At 38.0% G+C, this 13,162-nt stretch carries 3 protein-coding genes; all 3 read left to right on the top strand.

Going from position 1 to position 13,162, the window contains the following annotated elements; genetic code table 11:
- Positions 1-225: 225 nt before the first annotated feature.
- The 3 genes from DIT68_RS04315 to DIT68_RS04305 all read left to right on the top strand — a co-directional run bounded on the left by DIT68_RS04315 (position 226) and on the right by DIT68_RS04305 (position 13,131).
- The gene (locus DIT68_RS04315) at positions 226-6,603 is read left to right on the top strand and encodes a PKD domain-containing protein (RefSeq protein WP_109358579.1); all 6,378 of its coding nucleotides are present in this window, start codon (positions 226-228) and stop codon (positions 6,601-6,603) included.
- 216 nt (positions 6,604-6,819) lie between these two features.
- Positions 6,820-12,279: a LamG-like jellyroll fold domain-containing protein gene (locus DIT68_RS04310; protein WP_109358578.1), complete on the top strand. Its 5,460-nt coding sequence runs from the start codon at positions 6,820-6,822 to the stop codon at positions 12,277-12,279.
- Between the two features lie 423 nt (positions 12,280-12,702).
- On the top strand, positions 12,703-13,131 hold the full coding sequence (locus DIT68_RS04305) for a hypothetical protein (RefSeq protein WP_109358577.1): 429 nt from the start codon (positions 12,703-12,705) through the stop codon (positions 13,129-13,131).
- Positions 13,132-13,162 lie beyond the last annotated feature (31 nt).

Raw genomic sequence — 13,162 nt, 5'->3', positions numbered from 1 at the left:
GTTTGTTTATTGTTAATAAAAAAAGATTGTTCCTTCAAATATTAATGGTGCATTATCATGATTTTAACTATTTTTGGGGCATATAGTTTTCAGATTTATTTTCACTAAGTAGACTTTTGAAAAGATTGGAAAAGAATAACATAGTTAATTCTTTGTTGAGATATTTCCTCAATTCAAAGTTGTTTATTTAAAATGAGTCTGGAAAATTGTAATTAAAACTATTGTATGAGAAATTTTTTACCCACCCTAATTGTTTGTGTATTCTTTATTTTTAATGGTAATTCACAGAATTGTCCCTCTTATTCGACCGCTGTAACCGCAAGCGGTGAGGCTTGTGCAGGACAAAATTATTCAATGACTTTTGAGAACAGCAGCTGCAATAGCGAGCTGTTTTTTGATTATAATGGAACTTTGACAACCGGCGGAAGTGTTCAAGTGATCAGTCAATTGTCGGGAGTAATAGTTTATAGTGAGACCGGAACTGGATCCTATAACGGTACTATTGGGCCATTAGACCCTGCTGTACACGGTACAGATTTTACATTGACCACAGTAAACGGTACTTATACCTTAACCCAAAATGGAGTCACTGCAGGGATTGCTGTGGATGAAACAAGTTTTTTTAGCTTGAAACCGACCATTAGTTCAGCAACATTAAATGTTACAACACCATCAGGTATCATCACAAAAACGGTTGATTTTTGTAAAGACATCAGCCTTGGGCTCACTCTTGCAAATACTGATTTTTGTACTACAACAAATATTAATCTGCCATGGGAAATTGTTTGTGATGAAACCAATACCGTTTTGGCTTCAGGAACACATGCTGTTGTAGTTTATCCTGAAGTGCCTTCAGATCCTAATGATTTAGTTGAGATTATATGGAATTCTACAACCTGTACTTGGGATGTAACAGCACAATTTGATTGCGACAATAGCGATATAGGAACAATCTTCGATATTTCTCCTACACCGTCTACTGTGCCTGCCAATGCTTGTGTAGATGGTAGTGAAATATTTACCATAACTTACAATGGTTTTGCTGCAGGACCAAATTGTTGTTCTACTTCAGGGCCAAAAGATCCAATTCAGTACAATTCATCTACTCCTGCAGTAGTTGCTAATTCACCATTTGGAGGTTCTAATAATGCAGGATACGTTAATATCCCTCCCAACAATTCTGGTGGAAGTGCCAATTCTTTAAGTTTGGATGTCGCTGTTAATTCCTACTGTTTTAACCATACCGATCCCAGTGGAACTGTAAGCGTTTATGTGGATAATATAGTTGTAGCAAATTATCCTTTTGCTACTCCTAATTTTAGTTATGGCTTTAATTTGCCATTTATTCCTTGGTATGATGAAAATAGTACGGTAGAAGTTTATGTTTTCCCTAACGCTTTGAGTAATGGTGGTAACAATACGACGTATTCCCCAGCGACAAGCTGTTCAGCTCTAAACCCTATGGAATGGAGTGGGAATATTTCAGTCGCGTTAAATGTAGAGTTTGAAGACTCTATTGGTTCAGGTTTAACTTGTTCAAATGACACAACCATAGCCTTCACCAATTGTACTCCAGCAGATCCCATATTAACATTAGAAACCGCAGCAGATTGTAACGTTAATAGCACTGTGGCGATTACAAATTATGACAATTCACTGAGCTACACTTTTGCGCCTGTTGGTCCAGTAGTTAGCCCAACAGGAATCGTTAGTGGACCTGCGGGTACATATACTATTTCCGGAAGTAATGGGAGTTGTGCTGGTGATCAGACTTTTACTATTGATCCCGGAAAAACCATCCCTTCCTTTACTTTAAGCGCAACGGACCCTTCTGTTTGTGCAGGAACAGACGGAACGATAACATTAAGTGGTCTAGATAACTCAACTACTTTTAATGTAAGTTATGATGATGGAGGGACAACAGTTGGTCCATTAAGTATTACATCAAATGCTTCAGGAGAGGCGGTAATCACAGGATTAAGTGCAGGAAGCTATAGTAATTTTTCTGTGGAATTGAATGCTTGTATAGGAACAGATAATTCCACCATAGGACTCTCAGACCCGAATGGTCCAACGGTTGATGCAGGCGCTCCACAAACAATTTGTACAGGGAGTTCTGTAACTTTAACCGCTTTAGGATATCCTGCAGGAGCAACAATTTCTTGGGATAATGGAGTTACAGACGGTGTTCCTTTTACTCCAGCGAATACACAAACCTACACGGTTACGGTTTTGTTGAATGGTTGCTCTGCCACTGATGACGTTACTGTTACTTTGACTCCACAGGATATTCCCACTTTTAACGCAATTGCTAATTTTTGCGAAAACACAGCAGCTCCAAGCTTACCTGCAATGTCCAATGAAAACATTACAGGAACTTGGAATCCAGCTACAATTTCAAACACTATTGTTGGTGCAACGACATATACTTTCACACCAGACGCTGGATTGTGTGCGGCAACTGCAACTTTAGACGTGACAGTTGATCCTGAACCTAATCCTACAATTACAGCACCTTCTGATATTTGTGTGGCTTCTGCTTCAGTAACTTTAACGGCAAATCCAGTTGGAGGTACATTCTCAGGAAACGGTATGTCAGGAGCGGATTTTGATCCTGCTGTTGCTGGTTTAGGAACACATACAATAACTTATACTTTCACAGATGGAAATGGATGTACGGGAAGTTCAACCGTAGATATCGAAGTCAATACGGATTTAGATTTTACATTGGCTTCAACTAACCCAACAGCTTGTGGAGGAACCGATGGAAGCATTACCATTTCTGGTCTGGAAAATTCCACTGTTTACTCTGTTTCTTATGATAACGGGGGAATTGTTGGACCAACAAATTTTGTTTCAAATGCTTCTGGTGAAGTCATGATTTCTGGTTTAAATGCAGGAGCATACACTACTTTCTTTGTGGGGTCAGGTGGATGTTTTAGCACAGACAATACGACTTTGAATCTTTCAGATCCTAATGCACCAACAGTAAATGCAGGAACTGATCAAACGGTTTGTGAAGGAACACCAGTTACGTTAACTGCGACTAATCCTGATGGTGCGGCTATTTCTTGGGATCAAGGAATTACTGATGGAGTAGCATTTACGCCAACAACAACGCAAACATATACTGTTACAGCGAATTTAAATAATTGTATTTCTACAGATGATGTAACGGTTACCGTGAATGCACAAACAGTTCCTACTTTTGGTGTAGCAACAGCTTTCTGTGAGAATGATACGCCACCAACGCTACCTACAGTTTCAAATGAAAGTGTAAATGGAACTTGGAGTCCTGCTGTTGTAGCGACAACTTTAGGAACAGCAACTTATACTTTTACGCCAAATGCAGGAGAATGTGCAACAAATCAAACGATTGATATTACAGTAAATCCGCTGCCAACGCCAACAATTGATCCTATTGCTGATATCTGTGAATTTGCAGCAACAGTAAGCTTAGGCGGGACACCAACTGGAGGCGTTTTCTCTGGTCCAGGTGTTGTTGGAGGAGATTTTGATCCAAGCGTTGCAGGTCTTGGAACACATACAATTACATACACATATACGGATGGAAATGCTTGTTCGGCAGATGCAACCACAACTGTATTGGTCAATACAAATATTGTTTTTGATGTTTCTTTTACAGACCCAACGGTGTGTAATGGAACAGATGGAACAGTTGTAATTGAAGGTTTAGATCCCAATGATGTTTACGAAGTGTCTTATTTTAATGGAGCTACGGTTGGGCCAAACGTTATGAACTCTAACTCTTCAGGGAATATCGTAATTCCAGGCCTTAGTGCAGGGGCTTATTCTGATTTTGAAGTAATTTTCAATGGATGTCAAGGAATCAATAATTCAAGTATCGTTTTAAATGACCCAATTCCACCAACTATCGACGCAGGTTTGGATCAAGAAGTTTGTCCAGGAAGTGCTGTTACATTAACTGCATTTAATCCTGATGGAGCAAGTATCGCGTGGGATAATGGAGTGACAGATGGTGCGAGTTTTGTTCCTCCTGTTGGAATCAATACATATACTGTTACTGCAGGATTGTTAAATTGTATCAGTACGGATCAAGTGACAGTAACAGTTCACCCACCATTGACAGGAATTACCGCACCAACCGGTGTAACTGCTTCTTGTAATATTTCTCAACAGCCTCCTTATGCAGATCTCGATGCATTTTTAGCGGATGGAGGAACGGTTTCTCTTCCTGCTGGAGGAAAAATTGATTCTGCATCATTTACAATGTTAGGTGAAGTGTCAGACGGAGGATCTTGTCCTGAAACAATTACAAGAACTTATCAGTTAACCGATGTTTGTGGAGTTTCTGTTTCAGCAACACAAACAATCATTGTGAATGATGATGAAAATCCTACCGGAACAGCGCCTGCTGATTTAACTGTTCAATGTGTTGGAGATTTGCCTGCCGCAGATGTTACTTCAATAACTGACGAAGCAGACAATTGCACCGTTAATCCAACGGTAACTCATGTAGGAGACGTGACGACAGGAAGTGGATGTTTAATTACGGTAACAAGAACTTACAATATCGCGGATGATTGCGGGAACAATATAGATGTGGTGCAAGTGATCACAATTAGTGATGACACTGCCCCAACAGCAACAGTGCCTACTGACACTCTTGTCATGTGTGCAGGGGATATACCTGCTGCAGATATTGCTTTAATCACTGATGAAGCGGATAATTGTACAGCTAATCCAACAGTTACTTTTGTGAGCGATGTTTCAGATGGAAATACTTGTCCTGAAGTAATCACTAGAACTTATAACATTGCGGATGATTGCGGAAATAATGTTGATCTTGTTCAAGTGATCACAGTGAACGATACCGTTTCGCCTACTGCAAGTAATCCAGATACTTTATTTGTCGCTTGTTTAACAGATGTTCCTGTTTTCGATGTTGCGATCATAACAGATGAGGCCGATAACTGTACAGTTTCTCCAGTTGTTTCTTTTGTTTCAGAAGTTACAGATGGAAATACTTGTGCCGGTGAGTTAATTACAAGAACTTACCGAGTAACGGATGATTGTTCAAACTTTACAGATCTAACTCAAATAATTTCGATTGGAGCAGAAGATCCAAACTTTAGTGTTGCTGGAAATGACCCAAGCACTTGTAATGGAACGGATGGAACTATTGTTATTTCTGGCTTAACACCTTCTACAAATTACGATTTAACTTATGATGGAGGAACTGCAACAGGGATAACGTCTAATGCTGCGGGCGAATACGTGATCACTGGCTTGTCTGCAGGAACTTACACAGACTATACTGTGGCAGAAACGACTTGTTCTGCGTGTAGCACTACAGAAAATGTTTCTATTACTTTAACTGACCCAACACCACCTGCGGTAAATGCAGGTTCAGATCTACAAGTTTGTGAAGGAGAAACGGTAACCTTAACAGCCACAAATCCTGATGCCGCAAATATTTCTTGGAATAACGGTGTCACTGATGGTGTAGGTTTTGTTCCTACAGTGGGTTCTTTAACTTACACGGTAACGGCTGAATTAGCCAATTGTACTACAACCGATGATGTAATAGTAGTAGTGTCTCCGTTACCAAATGTTTCTGCAGGAAACATGGTTGAGGTTTGTGAAGGTGAAGAAGTGACCTTGTCGGGAAGTGGAGCAGTGACCTATACTTGGGATAATGGGGTGCTTGATGGTGTTCCGTTTACGCCAACTCTAGGAACGCAAACTTATACCGTTACAGGAACTTCTGCTTCGGGTTGTGAAAATACAGATCAAGTTGATGTTAGTGTTTTAGAAGTGCCAGTAGTTTCTTTTACAGCAAATACAAGAGAAGGATGTGCGCCAGAAGAAATTAATTTAATTAGCACAAGTCCTGGAGTTGGTAACCAATGTCGTTTTACTATTGGAGGTAACGTTATGCTCAATGGCTGTAACGTAAGTCATGTTTTCACTGATGCAGATTGTTATGACGTTACCCTGGAAGTTGAATTAGCGAATGGTTGTTCCGATACTGAAACTATGGCAGATTATATTTGTATTGATAATTATCCAATTGCAGATTTCTCTATTGAACCTGAGGAGTTGACAACTTTCAATAATGAAGCTGAATTTACAAATGAATCTAGTGGAGCAGTTACTTATCAATGGGAGTTTGGCGACAGTACATACAGCAACTCAGTAAATCCAATTCATGAGTATTCCGTGCTTGGAAACCCAGCAGAAAGAATCTATGAAGTAAAGCTAATTGCTTACAGTGATTTAGGTTGTGCAGATTCAATTATTGGAGATTTACCTTTCTTTGAAGATTTAATTTATAATGTACCCAATACATTCACACCAGATGGAAACTTGTTTAATGAATCATTTAAACCTGTATTTACCTCTGGATTTGATCCTATGGAATACAATTTGAAGATTTATAACCGTTGGGGCGAAGTGATTTTTGAAAGTAACGATCCAGCCTATGGATGGGACGGAACCTTTGGAGCTAGTAATATTAAGTTTGCCCCAGAAGGGACTTACATCTGGAAAATTAGCTTTAAGAAATTAAAAGATGACGAAAATGTTGAAGAGATTGGAAGTGTGAATTTGTTGAGATAGTTAACCAATTACGATTTTTTTAAAAGCTACACATTGTACGAAGACACAACGCAGGGACGATTTACAAATCGTCCCTTTTTCATTTTCAAAACATTTATTTTTATGTCTTTTACTTGGTTTTGTGTTAGCGCTTTTTATCCTTAAACTTGCAATTTATTCTAAAAATAGATTCGAAGTGCAAATCGATACTATTACTTCTTTGATACTGCAATTTTTATGAAACACACAATAACATTAATTCTTGTCTTATTCAGTCTTAATATTTCTGCCCAAAGCACTAATTATGCACTAAATTTCAAAAATGGAGATTACGTCAACATTAATTCAATCAGCAGTTCCGTTGCAAATCTGAGTAGTTTTACCGTAGAATTTTGGGTGAAATTTGAAGGACAAAATAATACAGACCACAACGTTTTTTATTCTTCAAATAAGAACTTTAATTACGAAAATGGACTCATTTTTAGATACGCTGGTTCTTTTGATAGTACTCCTGATGTTCCTGTACTTTATTTAAAATCTGCAAACGGAGCTGAAATTTGGATGGAAGGAACAACACCTATTGGAGATAATGATTGTCATCACCTTGCCTTTACTTATGATAATGGCGTCTGTTCTCTATTTGTTGATGGTCAAATAAATACAGTTGCAAATCATGCTTTTTCTTTTGAGTCCACCGACTTTCACTCTTTAGGTCAAGAATTTGATCAAACACCTAATCCAGTTTCACAATTATATGAAGGTGATTTGGATGAATTTAGAATCTGGAATTATGCGAAAACAAGTGCTGAAATCAATGCACAAATTGACATTGAATTAGTTGGAAATGAAACAGGTTTGTTGGTCTATTATGATTTTAATCAAGGAATTCCAGCTGGAAATAATACCGCTATTTCCAATCTAGAAAACTCAGCAAATGTAATGCAAACAGGAGTTTTTAATAATTTCACATTGAACGGAGCAAGCTCTAATTTTGTTTATACCTGCTGTCCAGAAGATATTGACCCAACAGGTTCGGCTGATTCTTTATTTGTTCAATGTATTTCAGATCTTCCTCCAGTAGATGTCAATGTAATCACTAATGCCGCAGATAATTGTACAGCTAATCCAATAGTTACTTTTGTAAGTGAATCTTCAGATGGAAATACTTGTCCGGAGGTGATCTCAAGAATTTATAATATTGCCGATAATTGTGGGAACAATATTGATGTTACACAAACAATTGTCGTTTTAGATACAATTCCACCAGCAGCTACAGCTCCTGCGCCCATTACAATTCAATGTAACACAGTTATTCCAGTTCCAGATCTTAGTTTAATAACGGATGAAGCAGATAATTGTACAACTAATCCAGTGGTCACTTTTTTGTCAGATGTCTCGAATGGAGGAAGTTGTCCAGAAATTATTACAAGAACCTATCGAATTACTGACGACTGTGGGAATTTCACAGATGTAAATCAAAGCATTACAATCATTGATGATATTGATCCTACTGGAACAGCACCAGCAGACTCAACAGTGCAATGTATTACAAATATTCCAGCACCTGATGTGAATTTAATCACCGACGAGGCCGATAATTGTGCTGTAAATCCAATTGTTACGTATGAAGGTGATGTTTCTAACGGCAATACTTGTCCTGAAATTATCACAAGAACTTACAGAATTACTGACGATTGCGGAAACTTTACAGATCTTATTCAATTATTTACAGTTAAAGACACAATTCCCCCAACAGGAACTTCACCTGCCGATACTACAGTTCAATGTATTGAGGATTTACCCGCAGTGGATATTGCTTTAGTTACAGGTGTGGCGGATAATTGTACCGTAAACCCAGTAGTTACTTTTGTTTCTGATGCTACAATTGGAAGTGGATGCTCCAGAATCATAACAAGAACATACAGAATTACAGATGACTGTGGAAACTATACAGATTTAACACAAAGTATATCGATATATGATAATATTGATCCAACGGGAACAGTGTCAGACCTATATGTTCAATGCATAAGTGAAGTTCCTCCGGTGGGTATAAATGTGGTTACAGGAGTTACAGATAATTGTTCCACGACTCCAACTGTGATTCATACTACAACTTATTCTGGTGGATTTACTTGCCCTGCGGTCATCAGAAGAATATACAGAGTAACTGATGGGTGCAATAATAGCATTGATTTAACACAAAGAATTACCATTAATGATACCACTAAACCAACAGCAAGCGTTCCTGATTCTATATTTGTTCAATGTGCAGGTGATGTTCCCAATTCAGACATAAATGTAGTAACTGATGCTGTGGATAATTGTACTGCAAATCCAACGGTAACTTTCGTTTCTGATGTTTCAGATGGAAATACTTGTCCAGAAATTATCACAAGAACATACAGAATAACTGATGATTGCGGAAACTTCTTTGATGTTGACCAAATCATTCAAGTTTTAGATACCATTCCACCAACAGCAACAGCACCAGCAGACTTAACACTTCAATGTTTAGCGGATATTCCTGCTCCAGATCTTAGTTTGATTACAAATGAAGCCGATAATTGTACTACAAATCCAGTAGTTACTCATGTTTCAGATGTTTCGAATGGAGCAACTTGTCCTGAAATAATCACAAGAACCTACAGAATTACAGACGATTGTGGGAATTTCACTGACATCACTCAGTTGTTTACAATCAGCGATGATATTGATCCAACTGCTTCAAATGTTTCAACTACCGTTCAATGTTTAACAGATGTTCCAGCAGTTGATCCGGCTGTGATTTTAGATGAAGCGGACAATTGCACTGCAAATCCAACGGTTGCTTTTGTTTCTGAAAGTACGGATGGAAATTCCTGTAATGGAGAAATTATCACACGTATTTATGGCGTAACGGACGTTTGTGGAAATAGTATAAATGTTACACACACAATTCTTGTTGATTCTTATACGCCAATCTTCACCGTTACAGGGCAAGGAACAACATCTTGTGATGGAACAGATGGAGAAATAACGCTTTCTGGACTTTCACCAAATACAAATTATGAAATGAGTTTTGATGGTGGTGCAACAAATTCAATCACTACAAACGCAACAGGAGACTATGTAATTACTGGTTTGCCAGCAGGTTCTTACACAAACTTCACTGTTTCTGATGGCGATTGTCCTGCATGTACCACAACAGAGAACGTTTCAATAAACATCAATGATCCAACTGCAGCGGTTATTGGTGCTGGTCCAGATGCTCAATATTGTGAAGGAACTACGGTTATTCTAAATGCTTTTAATCCTGAAAGTGCAAATATTTCATGGGATAATGGAGTAAGCGATGGAGTTGGATTTATTCCGCCAGTGGGTGTTTCATACTACACTGTAACTTCTGAAAGAGTGAACTGCTTTTCATCAGATCAATTAATGATAACGGTTTCTCCAGCAATTACAGACATTACTTGTCCGGCAGATTTAACGGCTTCTTGTGATATTTCTGAACAAAGCTCCTATGCCGATTTTGAAGAATTTATTAACGCAGGAGGTTCTGCAACGATTCCTGCAGGAGGAATAATTGATTCTGCTTCATTTACAATGTTTAGCGAAATTTCTGATGGAATAACTTGCCCAGAAACAATTACGAGAACTTATCAAATTTCTGACACTTGTGGAGTAACGCTTTCTTGTACTCAGAATATCGTGATCAGCGAAATAATTTTGCCTACTGGAACCGCTCCTAATGACACAACAGTTCAATGTATTGGCGATTTGCCAGTTGTAGATGTTTTGTCAATTACAGACGAAGCCGACAACTGTTCTAACGTTCCAACTGTGACGCACGTGAGCGATGTTTCAGATGGAAATACTTGTCCAGAAGTGATCACACGAACTTACAATATTGAAGACAAATGCGGTAACAATATAGATGTTGTTCAAACCATTACGATTGATGATGATATTCTTCCAACGGCAAGTAATCCAGATACGATTTTCGCAGCTTGTTTGGCTGATGTTCCACTTCCAGACCCTTTGGTTGTAACAGATGAAGCAGATAATTGTACGGCCAATCCAACAGTAACATTTTTGTCTGAAGCAACGGATGGAAATACCTGTAATGGAGAAGAAATTACTCGTTTTTACAAAGTTGAAGATGATTGTGGAAACAGTATAAATGTCCAGCAGATTATTGTAATTGACTTATTTGATCCTGTTTTTACCGTTTCAAGTACCGATCCAACAACTTGTGATGGAAACGAAGGAACTATTACACTTTCAGGATTAATTCCATCATCAAATTATGAACTCACTTATGATGGTGGAACTCCGTTTTCTATTACAACAGATGCCAACGGGGAATATACCATCACAGGACTAGTTCAAGGAACTTACACAGATTTCACATTAACAGAAGCAACATGTTTAACTTGTAGTACAACAGAAAATGTAACAATGACATTGACAGATCCAGTTCCACCAATTGTAAATGCAGGAATTGATATTATAGTATGTGAAAACGAAAGCATCACATTAACGGCTTTTAATCCAGATGGAGCAAATGTTTCTTGGAACAATGGAGTAGTGGATGGACTTGGTTTTGTTCCACCGGTGGGAATTTCCATTTATACAGTTACCGCGGAAAAAGTAAATTGTTTTACAACAGATCTAGTGCAAGTAACTGTAAATCCTTTGCCTATTGTGAATGCAGGCAATGATTTAACGGTATGTGATGGAGAAGAAGTAACACTCTCAGCAAGTGGCGCAGATACTTATGTTTGGGACAATGGAGTTGTTGATAATGTTCCATTTACGCCAAATTTAGGACTCGTAACTTACACTGTGATTGGAACCTCAATTCATGGATGTGAAAACTCAGACCAAGTAGATGTTGATGTAATTATTTCTCCAGAGGTTTCATTTTTAGCGGACAGAACAGTGGGTTGTGCGCCGCAAGAAGTAAATTTGTTTAGTACTTCACCAGGAATTGGGAACACATGTGTCTTCACAATTAATGGAAATCAAGAAATAAACGGTTGCAACGTAAATCACATTTTCACAGAAGCCGGCTGTTATGATGTCAATTTAAAAGTTGAATTATCAAACGGTTGTGTTGATGATTTAATAATAACAGATTATATATGCATTGATGATTATCCGGTAGCAGATTTCTTTGTGAATCCTGAGGAGTTAACCAATATATACAATGTAGCAGATTTCACCAATGAATCTACTGGAGCAACGGCTTACGAATGGGATTTCGGAGATGAAGAATTCAGTAATGCCATTCATCCAACCCATGAATATTCTGTTAATTCAATAAAAAAGGAATTCATTTTTGATGTCGAACTAATCGCAACGAGTAATTTGGGTTGTCAAGATACTTTCAATTTAGATTTACCGTTTTTCGAAGAATTGGTTTATTTCGTTCCCAACACATTTACACCTGACGGAAACAAATACAACGAAACTTTTAAACCAGTTTTTACCTCAGGATTTGACCCTTTAGATTATAAATTAGAGGTTTATAACCGTTGGGGAGAATTGATCTTCGAAAGCAACGACGCCAACTACGGCTGGGACGGAACCTACGGCGCAAGCCAAATAAAATTCGCTCCTGAAGGCGCATACCTCTGGAAAATCAGTTTTAAAAAATTGCGAAACGAGGAGAGCAAGGAGATTATTGGGAGCGTGAGCTTGTTGAGGTGATTGAATCATCATCCTTGCACAAATCATAGATTGAAGAGATGATGTAGGGACGATTTGTAATCGTCCCCCCCACTCATCATTGAAGCACAACCATAGATCGAAAAGATATTTCAGAACGTTTCGCAATTGTCTGCTTGCCGATCATCAAAGCAAAATCTCAATCCAAAAATCCAAATCTTCTTTTACCATGATTAAAATAATTTCAGGTTCGCGAAAAACAAAATCATCCCTTGCAATTCTCAAAAAAAAGTAGTCGGATTCATCAAAAATACAAGTTGGATGAATGTAACTGTCTGATAACTAGTGATACATTGAGGTATGAATCGAAACTCGGGAATTTCATGAAAAGTCCGTAGAAATAAAACCAAAGCTGGCGCAACTATTTGATCTTTTTTTTCGTTTAATAAGTGCAAAACTATACTTATGAATAACTTGAAAAAGTGTATATCTATACTATTCATTGTTTTTATACCCACACTAGTGTTTTCTCAAAACAATACTCCAGACCAGTTAGTGGAGGAGTTTTTAGGGAAAACAGAGTATGAAAGCAGTCTAAAAAGCAATCCTGGATTAATTAAGCATCTCAAGGTAAAATCTCAGCAAGGATATTCAATCCGAACGGTTCCTAGTGAGAAAGTTGCCCAACTAGATTTACTACCTCTGGTGCATTACAAGGGAAAAGCAATTTCGGCGAATCAATTTGCAAGCGATTTACAATCTAAAGACTTTAATTTCCTAATGTATAATTTCCCAACTATTGAGAAGGGAGCCTTTAGGATCAATAAGGAAAGCAATCAAATCATAATTATATATTCCAATGAGCAAATTAATCGGAAAATGAGAAAGTATTAAAAGCGCAACTACAACTACTAAAGGCTAATTT

Origin of the sequence: Brumimicrobium oceani (assembly GCF_003143775.1) — a bacterium.
Taxonomy (GTDB): domain Bacteria; phylum Bacteroidota; class Bacteroidia; order Flavobacteriales_D; family Crocinitomicaceae; genus Brumimicrobium; species Brumimicrobium oceani.
Note: the sequence above shows the minus strand (reverse complement) of the source record. Positions and strands in the feature narration are given on the sequence as shown.